The organism is Paenibacillus sp. lzh-N1 (assembly GCF_002872435.1).
GTDB classification, from domain to species: Bacteria; Bacillota; Bacilli; order Paenibacillales; family Paenibacillaceae; genus Paenibacillus; species Paenibacillus polymyxa_C.
This window is the reverse complement of the sequence record NZ_CP025696.1, coordinates 3,866,228-3,886,413: the sequence shown is the minus strand read 5'-3', so window position 1 is coordinate 3,886,413 and position 20,186 is coordinate 3,866,228. Positions and strand designations below refer to the sequence as shown.

Here is a 20,186-nt window from a genome sequence, read left to right as displayed (position 1 = left end):
GTATTAGCCGTTAATTGCCCCTTCTTTGCATTCAGCAGCATATCCGGTAGACATGGCAATAAACAGACGAACTGCGTTGATCATGGCATCCTCATCAAAATCAAATTTTGGATGGTGGTGCGGATAAATTGCTCCTTTGGCCGGATTACCCGCCCCTACGAACATAAAACAACCTGGTACACGTTCCAAATAATACGCAAAATCTTCTGCTGGCATCAACTTCGGCGCTTCCTGTACATTCCCCTCGCCGAACACAGGCTTGGCTTCCTTAAAAAAGCGAGCTGCTTCTCGGGCATCATTAACAACTGGCGGGTATCCCATAATGTAACGAATCTTTGCTGATGTCCCATATGTTGCTGCTGTAAGCTCAGTTACCTCATGCAGTCGCTCCTTCATGACCGTCCGGGTCTGCTCATCAAACGTACGAATGGTTCCACTCAAGCGACAGGTTTCCGCAATTATATTTTGCGCAGAGCCCCCTTCGATGGTTCCCACCGTCAACACAGCAGGACTTAACGGGTCGACTGAACGGCTTACGATACTCTGCAGTTGCATAACAAGAGCTGAGCCTGCCACCACACTATCATTTGTAGATTGGGGCATACCACCATGCCCACCCTTACCTGCAATTTCAATATAAAAATCGTCGGCCGCCGCCATCAACGGCCCTGCACAACTCGCAGCGGTCCCGACCGAGAATGGTGTCCATAAATGGATGCCATAAATAACTTCCACACCTTCCAGTACACCATCTTTGATTACATTGACCGCACCTCCAGGCAACAATTCTTCCGCAGGTTGGAACAAAAATCGGATTTCTCCTTCCAGCTCATCGCGGTTCAGACTGTAATAGTAAGCTGTCCCAAGCAATACGGACGTATGTCCGTCATGTCCGCAAGCATGCATGGCCCCATCCACGGTGGAGCGATATTCACACTCCTTTTCATCCTGAATAGGAAGAGCGTCCATATCGGCGCGCAACATAACAACAGGTCCAGGTTTGGCACCACGAATGGTACCTACAACACCGTGTCCCCCTACCTGTCGACGAACATCTAATCCCCAGCTTTCTAGCTTATCCGCTACAAAAGCGGCAGTTTTACTTTCCTGAAAAGAAATTTCGGGATTCTTATGTAAATGTCTACGCCACTCTACCATGTTTTCTTGTAATTGATCGAACCAGGTTTGGTCCATCGCCTGTTGTGTCATTATGTTCCACCTCTCCTTTTAAAACATCGGGCAAGTTTCCGATAAATCATGCAGCTTTACCACGTATGCGCCGTTTCTCTCAAGTCTTTATTTTTATCCTATTGTAGCAGATATGGAATTGTTGTGATATCTGTTGCTCCAGATGGTTGCAGAAGCCTATCAAACATACTATGATAAAATGGATAAACGATAAAATGATAAACGTCTGCGAGGAATGTACCTTGCGGCGAATACCGGGGGAAGCTGATATGAGAAATACGAAGCCGGAGACTCGAAGAAGAGGGACACCGGATTTCCAATTGCTGATCCTCACTTTGTTGCTGGTTGGATTCGGTGTAATCATGGTATTTAGCTCCAGCTCCAGCGTAGCTCTGCTGAATAAAGAATACAATTTTGACTCTTTATATTTTGTGAAGCGCCAAGCCGCATTTGCTGTACTTGGACTCTTCATTATGTTGGTAGCTATGAATATTAAGATGGAAAAATATAAAAAGCTTTTTGTGCCTTTATTTTTCATAACCATATTACTGCTAATCATCGTTCTTTTTACAGGCTCTCTGAATGGTGCAAAAAGCTGGCTCAGATTTGGTAGTATTGGCTTCCAGCCAACGGAACTTGCAAAAATCTCCATCATTCTTTACTTATCCGCGCTGATTGTCAAAAAAGGAGATCGATTTAGAGATTTGCGGACTGGCTACATACCTGTAACTGTCATTGTAGGCTCTGTCGCAGGACTCATCATGCTTCAACCAGATTTAGGCTCCTGCTTTATTTTGGTAGCCACCAGTGGCCTGATTATTTATGCCGGGGGAGCCAGCGTCAAACACATTACCGCATCAATCATCCTGCTCGTGTTAGGCGCTTCCATCGTATTTGGTATTGGGTCATTGTTTGGAGGAGATTCCGAAAGCGCAAATGGACAAGCTACTGCTGCCAAGCAAGATTATAAAATCGGACGCTTTCAAGCCTTTCTTGATCCTGAGAAGTATAGACAAGGAACGGGATACAATCTGGTGCAGTCTTTGCAAGCTATTGGCGAAGGCGGCTTAAACGGATCAGGATTTGGTAAAGGCATTATCAAGCTTCATTATTTGCCCAATTCATTTAATGATTTTATCTTTTCTGTCATTGGTGAAGAGTTTGGATTTATCGGAACAGCCATTTTCCTAATGTTATATTTGTATTTCATTTGGCGAGGCATGCTCATTGCTCTGCGTTGCCATGATCCGTTCGGAACGTTGGTGGGCACTGGCATCATGGGTTTGATCGCCATTCAGGCCTTCATTAATATCGGCGGAGTAACCCAAACGATTCCAATCACTGGCGTAACCCTTCCGTTTATTAGCTTTGGTGGTTCCTCCCTGCTTGTTATGATGTTCTCCATGGGCATCATGCTCAGTATTTCTCGTGAGAACACCAAACAAGCAGTGCAAGAACGCACTACAGGGGTAACTGTCCGTAATGAAGTCCCTACTCGCTTTCAAACTCGTAGAACCAACCGTTACCGCTAAAAAAAAGAACTTCCATATGGCCACTAACCACGGTGGCATTGGAAGTTCTTTTTTTGTATATGTATATAACTACAGGTCCGTCTGCAAAATGTTATCCAGCAGATTCACAAAACGAAAACTGGCGTTTTATAACCACCAGTTTTCGTGTAACTTATTCGGATTATCGCAGGGAATTCCCAGCATCTATACCATTGGTGAAAAATGTCCATTTAGCATGTGATGAGTCTATTACACTGCATCGTCCTTGAAGGCGACACCTTCCACTTTTACGTTCACTTCCACGACCCGCAATCCCGTCATACTTTCGACGGCTTCTCGCACATTTTGCTGAAGAATTCGGGACACCTCATGAATAGGTGTTTCGTAGAGCACGATAATACGTAGATCAATGGCAGCTTCCAGTTGTCCAACCTCCACTGATACGCCCTTTTGTACATTTTTACCGCTCAGCCTTTTGGCCCAGCCTTCCGATAAGCCGCCTGACATTGCAGCAATGCCTGGTGTCTCTAATGCGGCCATCCCGGCAATTTTTCCTACGACATCGTTGGAAATCTTGATGTTTCCTGCTTCCAGTTGTTGAATTTGCTCTGCCATGACCTATGTCCCCCTTCATCCATCCTTTATTTGTATTGTAAAGCCTCAGCCACTCCAAATGCAAACCTTACGTATAAAAACATCGTTCGTTTACAACCTATATCATTTTGGGTATATTAATTTAGAAAATCCATACAAGTGACAGTATTCACCAAACTTGTACACAACTATTGATATCGAGGTGCTCTTCATTGAAAAAATGGTTATCTCCCGCTTTGCTTATAGCGACATTTGCTCTTAGTGCAGTCGCTCATTACACACATTGGAATGCCATAGCCCAATTTGTCATTTGTGCGATTTCTGTTGTATTCGTAGCCGGTTTTCTCGGTAGGGCGACTGAAAGTGTTGCTCATTATGCTGGTCAACGTTTAGGTGGATTCTTAAATGCCACCTTTGGTAACGCAGCCGAACTGATCATCGCCATTTTTCTCGTCAAAGAAGGTCTTTACGATATGGTAAAGGCCAGTCTTACCGGTTCGATCATCGGCAATCTGCTGCTGGTGCTCGGAGCGAGTCTGTTCGCTGGCGGTTTGAAATATAAAGTACAAAATTTCAATATATCGCTGGCTGGATTAAGTGGCTCCCTGATGATTGTGGCTGTTATTGCCTTGTTCGTTCCAGCTGTCTTTCTGAACACGCATGTGATCACGGATAGCGAGTCAGATACACTCAGTCTTATCGTTGCAGGCACCCTTATTGTCGCGTATATTGCTTGGCTTATTTTTTCTATGATTACGCATAAGGACTATTTAGCTGACGTGACCGAACAAAAAGATGAAGAATTGCCGCATGAGCATGCCCCTGTATGGTCTAGAAATAAATCCATTGCCTATTTGGTACTCGCTACCGTTATGGTCGCTTTTGTCAGCGAATGGCTGGTAGGTACACTGGAAGTATTTACGACTCAATTTGGACTCAGCGAATTGTTCGTGGGTGCATTTCTTGTCGCTATTATTGGTAATGCGGCCGAACATAGCGCTGCCATTTTACTGGCTATGAAGAACAAAATCGGTGCATCTGTTGAAATTGCTGTCGGCAGCAGTTTACAAATTGCCCTATTCGTTGCCCCTGTGCTGATTTTTGTCAGTTACTTTATGGGAAACACGATGAATATTGTTTTCACAACCATTGAATTGGTAGCCATTGCCGTCGCTGTATTTATCGCCAAATCCATCACCCAGGACGGATCAACCAACTGGTATGAGGGACTTATGCTGCTGGTAGTGTATGTATTGTTAGGTGTATCCTTCTTCCTTGTGTAGCTTCCAAAGTTTTAAAATGTAGATTAAATTGTAGTGATTGCTTCGCGTTTTATTTAATCTTCTGATCACTATTGCCCTTGAATTTTTAAGACGATATAATCCTGTAAGCTGTTAAAATTCAAGGGCAAAGGTGAACGCTAAAAAGCAACCTCTCATCCTCTTTTTAAAAAATGGCATCAAAAAAAGCATGCTCCAAACTTCGCATGCTCTCATCAATTCAACCGTCTTCCTAATTAGCCTTATTATTCATGGCCTCATATAGAATAGCCAGATTGCGTTCCAGCTCACTGACCAGCTGTTTACCTACCATTTCCGGAAGAAGTCCGGCGCGAACCGCAAAATCCACTTCCTTGGAAAATCCGTACATCTGAGTATCCAGCACTTCCTCATAGAGAGGGCAATAACGGGTTGCCAGATTCTCCATCTGTACTTCAATAAGCTTCTTTATTTTATCTGCATCTTCCTGAAGCAGATTAATGGCCTTGATATTCAATTGTTCCTGCAAATCAGATGAAGTCATGGATTCTTCCCCCCTATGTCTCAATGTCGCACAAGACGTCCTAACCTTAATATTAGACCAAATTGCAGGCTAATACAAGAACCTGACAAAAAAAGCATCCCTACAGTTACAGGTAGGGATGCTTTTGCTTCCTCAATAAGTTAGGTGGCTACTGAAATGTGCAGCCCGTGCTTCTGGAACACCTCAATAATCGCTTTTTTGGCTTCCTCGGCGTCAGGCCCGTGAACATGCAGCTCATAACTGTGACTGCTGACCAAGGTCGTAAACAAGCCCAGTATACTTTTCACATCAATATACTTATTTTCGGAATGAAGGACGATGGAAGAAGTGAATTTGCTCGCCGTCTGTGCAATTTCAACAACCGCCGCATTATTGTTGGACATAGTGAGATCCCTCGCTTTACTGGATTTTCATATATCAATGCTCATTCATTATGATACATTGAAATCGCTTTCTCAGCAAGAACAGATATCGTTATTTCAAGTTTTCAGGATTTAACGGCTCCAGCTCAGGCAGCACAAAAATACCGTCCTTACGGATTAAAACATCATCAAAATAAATTTCACCGCCACCATATTCCGGACGCTGGATCAATACCAAATCCCAATGAATCGAAGAACGGTTACCGTTATCCGCCGTTTCATAAGCTTGACCTGGTGTAAAATGCAAGCTACCAGCAATCTTCTCGTCAAACAGAATATCCTTCATTGGGTGTAAAATGTGTGGGTTAAACCCGATGGCAAACTCGCCAATATAGCGTGCTCCCTCATCGGAATCGAGAATATCATTTAACCGCTTGGTATCGTTGCTTGTCGCTTCCACGATTTTACCATTTTCAAAACGGAATTTAACATTCTCAAAGGTAATTCCATTATATAGGGTTTGTGCATTATAGCTAATGGTTCCGTTAACTGAATCACGTACAGGCGCGCTATATACTTCGCCATCCGGAATATTGCATTGACCCGAACACTTAATGGCTCCGATTTGCTTGATAGAGAAGCTTAGGTCAGTACCTGGACCGCTGATTCGTACTTTGTCTGTCCGGTTCATCAGGTCTGCCAATGCATCTTGAGCCTTGTCCATTTTCGCGTAATCCAGGTTACATACATCGAAATAAAAATCTTCGAATGCTTCAGTGCTAATATTGGCCAATTGAGCCATGCTGTCATTCGGATAACGCAGCACTACCCATTTGGTGTGTTTCACTCGTTGTTCGCTATGTACCGCATGCTGATAAATGGAATTATACATTTTCATTTTATCTTCCGGTACATCTGACAGATCATTTACATTTTCGCCTGCACGAATTCCGATGTAACAGTGCATTTGTTTCATCCGGTTGAGGTCAATTTCAGCCCAAGTTTCCAGCATTTCCTTTGTTGCATTGCGAAGCATAGCGCTCTGCACCTTACGATCTGTAAGCTGAACAAAAACATTTCCGCCTTTTTTACCAACTTCATGAATGATGGCGTTAAGCAAGTCACGCTCTGTACCAATCATTTCGATCAATACATTTTCTCCAGGCTGCACTTCAACAGAGTAACCTACCAGATTTTCCGCCAGCTTAAGTATTCTAGGATCTTTCATGTAGTGTCTCTCCTTCTTTATTTCGCTCTTTTTGAACAACGGTTAATTCAAATCCCATTGTATCATGCCCGCTCCGTTACTTGTAGTCCTCAAAAGCAACTCTGGTTATCAGAGCCTCTTGGTGCAGCTTTTCATTCGCAACTTGTCGGGAAATTCGGCATTCTGACGACAGCTTTAAAGGCAAACCCGTCTGGCGGTCTATAGTTAAATGGTACACAGTCCGCACATTGGAATGCTCCAGCTGATTGTTCATATCCTCACAACTCTGCTTCCATACTTGACTCAGCTTTTGTTGCAGCTCTTGGTTCGTTTTTGTATGCTGCGTTTTTAATATCCTGATTTGAGGATTTAACGTATTCATTTCTTCCATTAAACGTTCTTTCAACCAACGCTTTGCTGAGGCAGGTTCTGGTTCAATCCTCACCATCCAAGTTCCCCGGGCAGCTCCCTTTTCCATACGAATGCTCTTATTCAGTGTGTTTAATTCCTCAAGCTCCTGTATCGGATTGAAGCGATTTAACATGCCATTTTGAACCATAGAAGTATCCCCAGATGTCAGCGCAATCCATTTTCCATTTTGACGAAGAAACCGTTCATGTGTAACACCAGGCTCAAACTTATCTTCTTTCAGTGCTACATAGTCGCCTTGCTTACGCAAAGCCTCTGCAGATCCCCAGTGCATGATTAGTTCATCGTGATTTTTTAGCTTCCCGCGATATTCAAACTGTTTAGTCGTAGGCAGGCCGTCAGTTCTGATTCTAGTCTGTCCGATAAACGTTATCCTCTCTCTGCCAGCCATTCCTGCAACAGCTCTTCTAAAAATCTGCTCAGGAGTATATTGCCGATCCAGTGCACAACCGCTTAACACACATATAATCAGAAACATACAGCCCCGCATTACCCATTGCTTTCTCCAATGCATACCATCATCCGTCCTATCCTAAACATGACTATAAATCATGATAAAAATTCTGTTTCAGAACATCCAGGTTATAGCTATGCTTAGGATTACCTGTCTACAATCGGTTATGCAAAACAAAAAGAGAACATTCCCTAAGGAATATTCTCTACATATCGCCTACATGATCAATAACTATACGATTACGTCCTTCATTTTTCGCTTCATACAAGGCCATATCAGCCCTATAAAATAAAGATTCGATGCTGATTTGCTCGTCCAGCCAGTTCCATTCGGCAATCCCGCAAGAAACAGTCACCTGAGGATTAGTTTCATGCTGTACACAGCTACGTATTTTTTCTGCATATCCCAGTGCCTGTTGAACCCCCAACTGCGGCAAATAAATGGCAAGCTCCTCTCCGCCCCATCTGGCACATACATCCTCATCACGAGTCGCCGAGCGAACAATATTGCTAACGCTTTTCAGAATTTCGTCACCCGTCTGGTGCCCATACGTATCATTCACCTGCTTGAATTGATCAATATCAACCAAAATAAGAGAGCCACAGAAATCCTTTTCCTGATGTTCCTGAATAATTCGGTCTACATAATGACGTACATATAAACCTGTTAACATGTCCATATTAGCCAGACGCCGCACCTCGGCATGTAGCATAGCATTGGTTACGGCCAGTCCGATATGAGGAGCTAGCATTTGCAGCATCTTGTAATTATCGTAAGAAAAAAAATGTGGAAGCTTGCTCGACAATAATATAACCCCTCTAGGAGTCCCCCTGTTCTTCATAGGCACAGCCATCAAAGACTGAGAGTCCGTCGTATCCATAAACCGAGAGGATATCTTCCCATCCTTTCTATAGTCAGACACAATCACGGGTTCTCCTGTTTTGCATATCAGTCCAGCAAATCCACCTTCACGAGGGTAACTCTCCAGCTTTAAACTTTCCACATTGCTTGACATCACCCTAAAGCAACTTCCATCCTGATCCAGCTGCACAATACAACAAAAGTCGGCCATGAACATTTTTAATAATTCCTGCACGGCAAACTCAAATATTTCATTTAATTTCAGGCTCTGATTCAAACGCTGAACCAACTCATTAATGAGCCGTAATTCATGGATAAGTACATTCGATTGCTCCAGCAGCTTCGCATTTTCAAATGCGGTGCCAGCTGTATCTGCCATCATCGCAATCAGCTCTACGTCCACTTTTTCCATACTATCCGCACCTGCCGGAAGAATCATATGGAAAACACCATATACGCCCTGCTTGCCACGTAACGGGATACCGATTTCAGTTATTTCATCTTGTGGACCGGCAGGCTCATTCACAGCCATTTGCCCTTTCATAAATGCACGGACACATACATCCTCGTCCCGTTCATGTAGCAACAAAGGCTTGACCTGAGGATTTCGACTGTGCCGATCCTGACTCATATACAACGTGATATCCACATGGGGAAACAAATAGGCGATACTTCCAAATACTTCATCCAGCACGCCTTCCACATCAATCTTGTCATGCATCCGTTTTACAATCTGAAATAAAATAGAGCGGCGTCTGCCTTCACGTTCACTCCGATTCTGCATCCCTAGGATATCTTCCATAAATATATACTCAAACTTCGAGTAAAAGCAGGATCTAAAATGCAAAGAAGCCACTAACAATGCGTCCTGATTCGAGACAAAATGTTGAGCAGGCCGTGTAAAACGAAGAGCGGCGAAAGGCTCTCTCTTGTAATTGCGGCATAGTATGGGAACCATGTATACAAATGCAAGGCTCCCATCTCGAAGTTTACGCTGGCTCACTTCCATCTCTCTAGATATGCAACAACGCTCGACCAACTCTAAATCCTCGTCATCATCCTCTTCCCTACCAGCAACCCGAACACCTGTAAAATTAAAGACAGCAGTATACTCTTCACTGATCCAGGATATACCATTGCTCTGCTGTAACCAATTCCGATATCCTTGGACGAGAAGTTGATTAATATAGGGGTAATCATAGGGTGTCATATCCATGTTCTGGAGCCAGGCAAAAGACGTATATCCTTTATCATCAAACAGCGGAGCACCGCTAGCCTGCACTGTTTTACTGTCAAGCGTTTGCTGATCCGTTGTTGAAAATTCCGACATATTAAGGCGCTCCTTCACAGCAAAATTAGCTGTACCAAGACAGCGGCTATACACCACTATAGCTCATAATATGATCTATTTTACTCTCAACTTTAGAAATTTGCATCCATTTTTCAGAAATTCGTCCCACCTTTTTAGTTCTTAAGCCCTATCGACAAATTTTGACGTTTTCATTCTTTTTCTCTACTTGACATTGACCCACTATAACATATAATATATATTATTGAAAAAGACTGTACGGCAGAACTATCTACTGTGCGGATCTTAAATTTTGGGCGTAACAGTTTGTGTCACCCTCATCTTATTTGTTGCTGACAGGACAGCGGCTGAACTTTTCTGTCAGTAGTGCGTCTCACCTTCTAGGTAGCGCCGAACAAATTGGAGCGCAAAGAGAGCCCCAACTCAAATTTTAATTATGAAGGAGTTAACTCTATAATGGCACGTTACACTGGTCCTAAATTTAAATTGAGCCGTCGTCTCGGTATTTCCCTGAGCGGCACAGGTAAAGAATTGAAACGCCCTTTCCCTCCGGGACAACATGGTGCAAACCAACGGAGAAAAATCAGTAACTACGGTATGCAGCTTCAAGAAAAACAAAAGCTGCGCCACATGTACGGTTTGGGTGAAAAACAATTCCGTACCCTGTTCAACAAAGCTCAACACATGCACGGTATCGCTGGTGAAAACTTTATGTTCTTGCTGGAAAGCCGCCTGGACAACCTTGTATTCCGTCTTGGCTTTGCTAATTCCCGTGCAGGCGCACGTCAATTGGTAGCTCATGGTCACGTTACTGTGAACGGCAAAAAAGTTGACATCGCTTCTTACCAAGTAAGCCCTGGCGACGTGATCGGTCTTCGTGAAAGAAGTCGTTCCCTGTCTTCCATCAAAGAAGCTTTGGAAAACCGTAACCACTTGGTAGCTTACCTGGAGTACAATGACGCAGCTCTGGAAGGTAAATACATTCGTTTGCCTGAGCGTGCTGAATTGTCCCAAGATATCGATGAAAAACAAATCGTCGAGTTCTACAACCGCTAATCCTTGCATTAGCACCAAAAAGCACCCGAATTCATTCGGGTGCTTTTTATATTCCCCACATTTAAGCCTGAGATTTTTATTCAATGGGGATGTACACTTTCATATTCAAATGATCAGGATAGGAATTCATCACGTCCGTAATTTCAAAATCAGGCCCCTCCCTCCGTTCAAAATTAGAATTAGGAAGCCATGTGCCGTAGATAAAGTCTCGTATATTCTGAACTCGTCCTTTTGAACCTGAAGCGTCAAACTCAGCATACTTGCCTGCTGGAATCTCCATATATATGAAACCCTCTGCCAGTTCTTTTGACTCTTTTTCAACTTCCTCACCCACCAGAAATGAAAATGCACCGTTATCTTCAAATCGACAGGCAATCCCATATGACATTCCCGGAGCGATTTTATTCGGAATACACATAAAATATTCATGTGCGCCAAAGTGTTCATAAAATCCTGGGATTTCTTTATAGTGCTGCTCATTATTCAGATTTGTTTTATATTCATATCCTACAATTTTGGTCGTTTCGAGTTGCAATATCACAGGCTTGTTCACCTCTAATTCCTCCGTTGCGTTTTTTTGGTAATCCAGAAAATTGATTTTGCTTTGACCAGAAAGCTCAATATCACAGTTACGATATTTCCCAGGGGTGATCCCAAAACTTTTTTCAAATGCGCGAGTAAAAGCTTCTTGCGAGTTGTACTGATACTCAATAGCAATGTCCAATACCTTTTGATTGGATTGCTTTAGCCGTTTAGCCGCCTCGGACAATCTTCTCCTTCTTATATATTGTTGCACTGTAAAACCCGAAATGGCCTGAAAAACCCGCTGGAAATGAAAAGCTGAAAAGTATGCCTGTGAAGCAACCTCGGCAATTTTTAAATCTTCCCGGAGATTCAATTCAATAAACTCAATCGCACACTGAATTCGTTTAAAGTAGTCCATATAATCCTTCCCCGCACTTGTTATTTATGTAGCCTACGCCCACATTGGGCAACCCACGTATTCATTATGTAAAACTCTTTACCTACTTGTTTGATTATTTGTGCTAAGTTTACCACGGCTTTTCATTTGGCAGAAATAAAAAAAGCAGCACTGAGATGTAAAATCAATCTCAACGCTGCTAGTGAATGTATTTTAATTATCCGAGCTTGATTTTAGCAAATTTCCGTTTACCTACCTGTACAATGTCGCCTTCTTGCGGCTTGTATGCTTCGTTCACATCAGTCCACTTCTCTTCATTAATTTTGACTGAACCCTGCTGAATACTACGCTTGGCCTCACCGTTAGATGCTGCAAAGCCTAGATGAGTCAGCAACTGGATCACACGAATGCCGCCTTCTTCTAACTGATCAGCTGTCAAAGTGAATTCTTCAATATCGTCAGGAAGCGCACGTTGTTGGAATACGGTCACAAAATGCTGCTTGGCCGCTTCCGCCGCCTCTTCACCGTGGTACATGCGGACTAATGTTCCGGCCAGTTTCATTTTGGCATCACGTGGATGCACTGAACCTTCCTTAATACCTTTCGCCAGCTCTGCCAGCTCCTCATTGGTAATATCCGTTGCAAGCTCAAAATATTTCAGCATCAGCTCGTCAGGAACGGACATCGATTTACCGTAAATTTCGTTTGGCTCCTCATCCACACCAATGTAGTTCCCCAAACTTTTGCTCATCTTCTGAACGCCATCAAGACCCTCAAGCAGTGGTAATGTAATAGTTGCCTGCGGCTCCACTCCGTATTCTTTTTGCAGGGTTCTGCCCATCAGCAGATTAAACTTTTGATCTGTCCCTCCCAATTCTATATCGCTTTGGAGAGCCACGGAGTCCATGCCCTGCATCAGCGGGTAAAAGAACTCATGGATGCTGATCGGCAAGCCGTTTTGGTATCTTTTTGTAAAATCATCCCGCTCCAACATACGGGCAACCGTTACTTTGGCAGACAGGGTTACCACATCCGCAAAAGACATCGGTCCTAACCATTCGGAATTGTAGTATACCTTTGTCTTTTCAGGATCGAGAATCTTAAAGATTTGTTCCTTGTATGTTTGTGCATTGCGCTGTACATCTTCCTCAGTCAGTTGCTTGCGGGTCTCCGATTTACCTGTCGGATCACCAATTCTGCCTGTAAAATCTCCGATAATCAGTTGCACTTGGTGCCCTAATTCCTGAAACTGGCGCAGTTTGTGCATAACAACCGTATGTCCGATGTGAATGTCGGGCGCAGACGGATCCAAACCCAGCTTAATTTTGAGTGGCTCGCCGCTAACAACCGATTTAATAACCTTACGCTTCAGCTCATCTTCAGGTACAATTTCCGCTACTCCACGACGTATCACTTCTAGTTGTCGTTCTACCTCTGCCTGTTGCTCAGGCTTCAATTCTTCCCACTTCATCCTGAATCCCTCCTATTTTTCATCCAAAAATTACTATTTAAACAAACCAAAAAGCCCCTTTCATCCCAAGGGACGAGAAGGAGCTGCTCGCGTTACCACCCTAATTAAAGAAACGTATGCAAAAACAAACGTTTCTTTCACTTCATTCCTATAACGGGTCTACACCCGGTACCGGATTACTATGGTGAGCTTCGCAAACCTGCAAAAGCCTTCCATTCATCCAGACAGCTCCAGACGGTAATTCAAAGGAGGGACGCTACCGATTCACACCACCCATCGGCTCTCTGCACAACGTGATTCCGCCTTCTACTGAAGTCTTTCTCTGCTTTTCACGATATTTACTTTGACCTATTTATAACACACTGTTTTTATGTAGTCAACGACACCAAAAGACAGGCTTTTTAGCATATGGGTTCATTTTGTAATTTTATGCTATAATAATGGCTGTTATAAAGGAGGAAGACTTAATGGTTGAAGAAAAAAACAATGTATCAGAGCCAAAGCCTTCCCGCTTACGGAGAACCATGCGAAGGCTCGGCCGTGTCATAAAGTGGGTCGTCATCATCGGTTTTATGGGAGCACTATTCGCAGGAGGAACCGCCGCCGGCTATATTGCTTCTATTGTAAAAAACGAGCCCGTGCGTTCCAGATCTACGATTCTACAGGAAGTAGATAAAAATGCAATTACAGGCTTCGCTTATTTCAATGATGGCTCTCCCATCGGGCAGCTTCGGACCGAGGAAGATCGAAGACCTGTTACATTTAAGGAGATTCCTCAGCTCGTCATTGACGCAGTCATTGCCATTGAAGATAACCATTTTTACGAGCATAAAGGTGTCGATTTGTCGGGAACGCTGCGTGCTGTGAAGCAAAAGGCACTACATGAATCCGTACAAACTGGAGGGAGTACTCTTACCCAGCAGCTTGCACGTCGTGTCTTTTTAAATCTTGATCGTACGGATGACCGCAAGGTCAAAGAAATTTTACTATCTCTGCGCCTGGAGCGCTTCCTGAGCAAGCAGCAAATAATTACAGCCTATCTCAATAAGGTACCCTTTGGTAACGGATCAAGCGGTTACAACGTCTTTGGTATTAAAGCAGCGGCCAAAGGTATTTTTAATGAGAATGATTTGGGCAAGCTTAATGTAGCCCAAGCTGCCTATCTGGCAGGTTTGCCACAACTCCCTTCTTCTTATTCTGCTTACAACGGTAAAGGCGAATTTAATGAAGCTGGTTTTAAAAGAGCGATCAACCGCCAGCACCTGGTGCTCAGCCGAATGCTGGAGGAGAACAAAATCAATAAAGCACAATATGATGAAGCGATGGCTTTTGATATCAAAAAATCTCTCGCACCACGCACTGTTAAGGCTTATAACACCTATCCATATCTTATGATGGAAACAGAGCGGCAAGCTGCGCAGGCACTCATGTCTGTCACCAATCCGAGTCAAGCGGCTAATGCCAGTGCAGATACCAAAACCAAGGATGATAACGACTTGCTCAAAGAAGCCGAACAGCAGCTTCGCACAGGCGGCTATATGGTATATACCACCATTGATAAGAGCGTGTACAAATCTATGCGTCAAATTGCAGAAAATAAGGACAACTTCTCTGCTACTAGTAAAACCAAGGGTGACGAGCAAGCGGCAGCCATTCTGATTCAGCATAAAACCGGTGCCATTCTCGGCATGATGGAAGGTCGGGACTTCCAAAAAGAGCAAATGAACTATGCTACCCAGATGGTACGCCAGCCGGGTTCAGCCATGAAACCGATTGCTGCTTATCTGCCTGCTTTGGACAGCGGTCTCGTACAGCCTGGCACGATTGTGGACGATGCTCCTATTATTTTGAAAGATGGCAGTAATGGATATCACATCCCGAAAAATTCCAACAACCGCTACCAAGGATTAGTCACAGCGCGTTATGCACTGAATCAATCGCTAAATACGATAGCACTCAAGCTGTTTAACGAAAAGGTAGGGATCAATAAGGCTTGGGCTTTTGCTAAAAAACTGGGTATCACCACCTTGGAACCAAGCGATAACAACGCCCAAACTGGTGTACTCGGCGGCTTGGCCCACGGGGTAACCGTTGAGGAGCTCACCAATGCATATGGAGCCATCCCAAATGGCGGTGTGTTTAATGATGCCTATATGATCGAAAAGATCGTGGATTCGCAAGGCAATATTGTATACAAGCATCAGCCTAATCCTGTGCAAGCCTTCACACCACAAACCGCCTACTTGATGACGGATATGTTACGTACAGCCGTATCGGAAGGCACAGGCAGACTGGTGAGACGTAACTTTAATCAATCCGGCAAGATTCCGATTGCCGGTAAGACAGGCACTACGCAATCCTACACCGATGTGTGGTTCGAGGGTTTTACACCTGACGTCACGCTGGGAGTGTGGGTTGGTTACAAGCAACCTGTCAATAAGCTTGAAACGAAAGCACAAAAAGAGCGGGCTCGTCGTCTATGGGCTCTAATCATGAATGAAGTAACGGCTAAGGATTCTCAGTTATTCCAAACGGATAGTTTCAAGAGACCTGACGGTATTGTAAGCCGGACAGCATCCGCTTATGGTTCAGACATTTATAACAGTAAATATTTACCCAAAAACAGTGAAAATGGCGTTACCCGTGCGAAATATATTACCTATCAGGGTGTAAATTACATTCCACGTGATGGTACGCCAGATGATATGTTGTATGAACGGACCGTTAGAAAACGGGAAAAGCCAATCTCAGAATTGATTAAAGAGCTTCAGCAAGCCTTTACAGTGATGAGACGGCACAATTCGTTGTCCTACTATCTGCCTCAAGATGCAGATAAAGAAGCTCCTACTCAGATTGATCCACGCAGGGACGATGGGGCAGCTCCTAACGCTCCATCTAGCGTCAGCGTAAGCTATAGTGACGGCAAGGCCATAATTAGCTTTAGCCCAAGCGGAAACAGTGATGTTGTAGGTTACCGTCTATATCGTTCTACAGATGGAGGCAGCTTCGAGCGGCTTGGCAAGGTTGTCATGGCTGATGGCTCCAAGGTATTCTCTGACAGCCCTGGTGGAGGCAGTGCAAGTTACTATGTGACTGCCGTTGATGTGGGAGGACATGAATCTGGGCCAAGTACCAAAGCAAGTACAGTGCCTGTAGTGCCACCTGCAGATTCTGAGTCACCAGATATTCCGGGCGAGAGAGATGAAACAGGTGCGCAGCCTACAGAAGTTCCTACTGCTCCTGAACAGCCCCAAGCTAAAGCGGCAGGCACGTCCGTAGTGCTCCAATGGAGTGCAGGAAAGCCTGCGGACGCTATAACAGGCTATAACGTATATTACAGTGAAAGCGGTGCGGAGCCTTTTAAAAACATAGGCTCTACCGCAAACACCAACTTTGAGTATAAACCAGGCCGCAAGCCCAAAGGCTGGTTCCGTGTTACTTCCATGAATACCATGGGGGAATCGGCTCCTTCTGGAGCCGTTCGTCCATAGTTCAAGACAAAAACAAGAAGCAATATTTTGGGTGAGATGAATGAGTTCACCCTAATAAAAAAGGGAGTCTTCATAGCTATAATGGCTATGGAGACTCCCTTTTTAGTGCAAACATGCATCAATTCAATCCTCAATGGTAGACAGGTCACCTGTAGGAAGGTTAAGCTCCCAGGCTTTCAGCACACGTCTCATAATTTTACCGGAACGGGTTTTGGGTAACTTTTCCTTAAATTCAATTTCACGCGGAGCAGCATGAGCAGACAGCCCTTCCTTGACGAAGCGGTAAATGTCCTGTTGTAACGCTTCCGACGCGGTATAGCCATCACGCAGGGCGACAAATGCTTTAATGATCTCTCCTCGAACAGTATCTGGTTTCCCAATGACTCCAGCTTCCGCTACAGCAGGATGCTCCAGAAGCTTGCTCTCCACCTCAAAAGGTCCGATGCGCTCTCCGGAGGAGTTGATAACATCATCAATTCTTCCCTGAAACCAGAAATATCCGTCCTCATCCATATAAGCTGAATCACCGGATACATACCAACCGGGAAAGCGGAAATATTCCTGAAACTTATTTGGGTTGTTCCATATACGGTTCATCATGGATGGCCATGGTGTACGAATCGCCAAATGTCCCATCCTATTAGGAGGCAACACCTGGCCTCTGTCGTCCAAAATAGCAGCTTGAATACCTGGAAGTGGCTTTCCCATCGAACCTGGCTTAATCGGCAGCTCTGGGTAATTACAGATCAACTGGCCTCCTGTTTCCGTCATCCACCAAGTATCATGAATACGCTGTGTGTATACTTGCCACCCCCATCTCACTACCTCGGGATTCAGCGGCTCCCCAACGGATAATACATGCCGCAAGCTGCTGAGATCATAGTTGGAAACTACCTGCTCCCCTGCGCTCATCAACATCCGAAACGCCGTAGGAGCACTATACCAAATAGTCACTTCGTGACGTTCAATCGTACGGTACCAGTCCTCTGGGCTGAAACGGCCTCCACGGATGACATTTGTTGCTCCATTTAGCCAAGGAGCAAAAATGCCATATGACGTTCCCGTAACCCAGCCAGGGTCCGCAGTACACCAATATACATCATCTTCCCGCAGATCCAGCACCATTTTACCCGTATAGTAATGCTGAATCATTGCATTTTGTACATGATACACGCCTTTGGGCTTGCCCGTTGAGCCTGATGTATAGTGAATAATTAATCCATCTTCACGACTCAGCCATTCGGGCTCAAGCTCTTCTGAGGATGTGAGCATTTCCGTTTCGAAATCAATAATTCCCTGCTCCCGTTCGTCCATATCACCGATCACAAAAATATGACGCAACTCAGGAAGCTCCTCACGTTTTACCCGTGAAAGAAGCGCAGGTGTGGTTACTAATGCCACCGCCCCGCTATCCTCCAAGCGATCTTTAACCGCCGTTTCCATAAACGCCTCAAACAGTGGACCGACAACAGCGCCTACCTTTAAAACCCCAAGCATACTAATGACCAGTTCAGGTGAACGCGGCATGAATATAAACACCCGTTCCCCTTTACCAATACCGTATTTGCGCAGCACATTTCCGAACCTGTTCGAGCTGGCACGAAGCTGAGAAAAGGTGTAGGTTTCATGACGGTTTGCATCACAATACAAAAGTGCTGCTTTATCACCCCGACCTTCCTCTACATGTCGATCAATCGCTTCATGTGCCATATTCACTTTGCCTGTTTCATACCACGTAAAATGACGTTCTACATCTTCCCACTGAAAGTTGTTGTAAGCTTGTTCATAAGAGCCCATGTTGGATGTGGGAACTACAGCCTGGAGTTCTTCAATCTTCATGCGTTCAGCCTCCTCACAATAGAATAATGAGAATTACACAGAACAAAATAGCGCTTACAAAGTTAATAGTGCAAATGATTTCTTTTGATTTGTGGTTTGATTTAAAGCACTTAATTGTGAACAATTCGTGTCTAAATCAGTATATCATAGGTAAGGATGTGACGACCATCCTTTTCATTTATTTGTTTTTTTGTTATAAGTAGGGGATATGAAGAGCTACTGATGGCAAACAAGGAGGTCGCACCCATGCAGCATTTAAAATTGTACCACTTGGACACGCTGGATCACAACGGACAAACCATCTATGTAGAAGGACCGGTATCCGCTGATCGATTGCGTTCATTTCAAATGCATACGCAATTGGACGCCTTTCGTAAACCAAAGGAGCAATTCGAGGCGCTGGTGGAAATTTCAGAACTGCCAGAAGGCAGAATTATCATTGCCCATGACGGAGAAACCCTTCTGGGATACGTTACTTTTCACTATCCTGATGAGATGGAACGCTGGTCGGAAGCTGGCATGAAGAATTTACTGGAACTCGGAGCTGTCGAGGTAGCCGATGACTATCGCGGATTGGGCCTAGGTAGCCGAATGATTCGGATTGCCTTTGAAGACGGACAGCTCGAATCCTATATTATTTTTACAACCGAATATTACTGGCACTGGGATTTAAAAGGCAGCGGTCTTTCCGTATGGGAATACCGCCGCATGATGGAACGCCTAATGAAAACCGTAAATATGATATGGTACGCCACGGATGATCCTGAAATATGCTCACATCCTGCGAACTGTCTGATGGTACGAATGGGAGATGATGTGCCCCTCGAATCACGAGAACAGTTTGACCGCATCCGGTTTGTCCGAAGATTCATGTATTGAAAAAATTACACCCTTAATCCAAATGCTTGAGCATGAACTCCACAATACGGTGTGAACGATGTGAAGCTTCCACTGTAAACTCAGCATAATTCACGTGAGCCGATCCATCAGCCTTATCTGACATAGATCGTAGGACAACATAAGGCACAGCATTCATATGAGCTGTCTGAGCCACTGCGGCGCCTTCCATCTCGGTACAAGCACCGTCCATTTCTTGATGCAATGCTGTTACTATCTCACGGCTTGCGACAAATTGATCGCCGGAAAGTACTTTTCCGACAATATATCGATCTCCAAACGATTCGCAGGCTTGTTCAGCCAGGCGGACAAGTTCGGGATCGGCCGCGAACTCTGAGGTGTCCTGATAAGGAATGACCCCTCTGGCATAACCCAAAGGCGTTACATCCATGTCATGCTGCATACATGTTGATGAAATGACAATATCCCCAATGTTTAAATCCGGGTGTACCGCCCCTGCCACTCCCGTGAATATAATTTGTTCTACGCCAAAATGATCAATCAGGATTTGTGTTGTTACCGCAGCATTGACTTTGCCCACACCGGACTTGCAGACAACCACCCTTTGCCCGTGAATCATTCCTGTAGTGTATGTGATTCCCGCCTTGGTCGTCTTGCTTGCTTCCGTCATCGCCGAGAGCAGCAATTCAATTTCTTCATCCATAGCACCCATTAATCCATAAAGTCGGCTCATAACGCATCCCTCGTTTCTTAGTTTGATGATGATTTCACAAGAGAATATGTATCTACGAAAAAAGCTCCGTCAAAGGAGCTTTCATCGAAGGTATATCC

Annotated in this window: 16 protein-coding genes and 1 other annotated feature; of the genes, 5 read left to right on the top strand and 11 right to left on the bottom strand. The window is 44.5% G+C overall.

The annotated features are described in order from the left end of the window. Nucleotides 1–3: 3 nt before the first annotated feature. Nucleotides 4–1,209, bottom strand: a complete 1,206-nt coding sequence (locus C0638_RS17505) for a M20 family metallopeptidase (protein WP_040103402.1) — start codon at nucleotides 1,207–1,209, stop codon at nucleotides 4–6. Nucleotides 1,210–1,457: 248 nt separating this feature from the next. Between C0638_RS17505 and ftsW the strand changes: the two genes are divergently transcribed. Beyond that, nucleotides 1,458–2,720: a putative lipid II flippase FtsW gene (gene ftsW, locus C0638_RS17500; RefSeq protein WP_040103401.1), complete on the top strand. Its 1,263-nt coding sequence runs from the start codon at nucleotides 1,458–1,460 to the stop codon at nucleotides 2,718–2,720. 228 nt (nucleotides 2,721–2,948) lie between these two features. Here ftsW and C0638_RS17495 read toward each other — a convergent pair whose 3' ends face one another. After that, nucleotides 2,949–3,314 carry an Asp23/Gls24 family envelope stress response protein gene (locus C0638_RS17495; RefSeq protein ID WP_013310912.1) on the bottom strand — a complete coding sequence of 122 codons (366 nt, stop codon included), beginning with the start codon at nucleotides 3,312–3,314 and terminating at the stop codon, nucleotides 2,949–2,951. A gap of 191 nt (nucleotides 3,315–3,505) precedes the next feature. Here C0638_RS17495 and cax point away from each other — a divergent pair, with 191 nt between their 5' ends. Then, nucleotides 3,506–4,576: a calcium/proton exchanger gene (gene cax, locus C0638_RS17490; protein WP_013371868.1), complete on the top strand. Its 1,071-nt coding sequence runs from the start codon at nucleotides 3,506–3,508 to the stop codon at nucleotides 4,574–4,576. Between the two features lie 229 nt (nucleotides 4,577–4,805). On the opposite strand, the gene C0638_RS17485 is transcribed toward cax, so the two are convergent. From C0638_RS17485 to C0638_RS17465, 5 genes are all read right to left on the bottom strand, one after another. Continuing rightward, entirely contained in the window at nucleotides 4,806–5,096 is a 291-nt protein-coding gene (locus C0638_RS17485; protein ID WP_007431028.1) for an Fpa/YlaN family protein, read from the bottom strand. A gap of 140 nt (nucleotides 5,097–5,236) precedes the next feature. Further along, nucleotides 5,237–5,479, bottom strand: coding sequence for an HPr family phosphocarrier protein (locus tag C0638_RS17480; RefSeq protein WP_013371869.1), 243 nt, complete (start codon nucleotides 5,477–5,479; stop codon nucleotides 5,237–5,239). A 91-nt stretch (nucleotides 5,480–5,570) separates the two neighbouring features. Further along, nucleotides 5,571–6,686: an aminopeptidase gene (locus tag C0638_RS17475; protein WP_013371870.1), complete on the bottom strand. Its 1,116-nt coding sequence runs from the start codon at nucleotides 6,684–6,686 to the stop codon at nucleotides 5,571–5,573. 76 nt (nucleotides 6,687–6,762) lie between these two features. Beyond that, a complete protein-coding gene (locus tag C0638_RS17470; protein WP_025675465.1) occupies nucleotides 6,763–7,584 on the bottom strand; it encodes a hypothetical protein in 822 nt (273 codons plus the stop codon). 169 nt (nucleotides 7,585–7,753) lie between these two features. Continuing rightward, a complete protein-coding gene (locus C0638_RS17465; RefSeq protein ID WP_058710386.1) occupies nucleotides 7,754–9,739 on the bottom strand; it encodes a sensor domain-containing diguanylate cyclase in 1,986 nt (661 codons plus the stop codon). Nucleotides 9,740–10,174: 435 nt separating this feature from the next. Here C0638_RS17465 and rpsD point away from each other — a divergent pair, with 435 nt between their 5' ends. Further along, a complete protein-coding gene (gene rpsD / locus C0638_RS17460; RefSeq protein ID WP_013371873.1) occupies nucleotides 10,175–10,774 on the top strand; it encodes a 30S ribosomal protein S4 in 600 nt (199 codons plus the stop codon). 76 nt (nucleotides 10,775–10,850) lie between these two features. On the opposite strand, the gene C0638_RS17455 is transcribed toward rpsD, so the two are convergent. Further along, on the bottom strand, nucleotides 10,851–11,717 hold the full coding sequence (locus C0638_RS17455; RefSeq protein ID WP_058710387.1) for an AraC family transcriptional regulator: 867 nt from the start codon (nucleotides 11,715–11,717) through the stop codon (nucleotides 10,851–10,853). Nucleotides 11,718–11,913: 196 nt separating this feature from the next. Further along, nucleotides 11,914–13,167 (bottom strand): tyrosine--tRNA ligase, encoded by a 1,254-nt coding sequence (gene tyrS, locus C0638_RS17450; RefSeq protein ID WP_040103399.1) that lies wholly within the window; start codon nucleotides 13,165–13,167, stop codon nucleotides 11,914–11,916. A 65-nt stretch (nucleotides 13,168–13,232) separates the two neighbouring features. Further along, nucleotides 13,233–13,499, bottom strand: a binding site (T-box leader). Between the two features lie 135 nt (nucleotides 13,500–13,634). Here tyrS and C0638_RS17445 point away from each other — a divergent pair. Beyond that, nucleotides 13,635–16,658: a transglycosylase domain-containing protein gene (locus tag C0638_RS17445; protein WP_102163669.1), complete on the top strand. Its 3,024-nt coding sequence runs from the start codon at nucleotides 13,635–13,637 to the stop codon at nucleotides 16,656–16,658. A gap of 123 nt (nucleotides 16,659–16,781) precedes the next feature. Here the strand turns inward: C0638_RS17445 and acsA are convergent, their stop codons facing one another. Next, a complete protein-coding gene (acsA, locus tag C0638_RS17440; RefSeq protein WP_102163666.1) occupies nucleotides 16,782–18,497 on the bottom strand; it encodes an acetate--CoA ligase in 1,716 nt (571 codons plus the stop codon). A 246-nt stretch (nucleotides 18,498–18,743) separates the two neighbouring features. Here acsA and C0638_RS17435 point away from each other — a divergent pair, with 246 nt between their 5' ends. Then, nucleotides 18,744–19,376 (top strand): GNAT family N-acetyltransferase, encoded by a 633-nt coding sequence (locus C0638_RS17435; RefSeq protein ID WP_058710389.1) that lies wholly within the window; start codon nucleotides 18,744–18,746, stop codon nucleotides 19,374–19,376. A gap of 13 nt (nucleotides 19,377–19,389) precedes the next feature. Here C0638_RS17435 and C0638_RS17430 read toward each other — a convergent pair whose 3' ends face one another. Continuing rightward, a complete protein-coding gene (locus C0638_RS17430; protein WP_058710390.1) occupies nucleotides 19,390–20,088 on the bottom strand; it encodes a 5'-methylthioadenosine/adenosylhomocysteine nucleosidase in 699 nt (232 codons plus the stop codon). Nucleotides 20,089–20,186 lie beyond the last annotated feature (98 nt).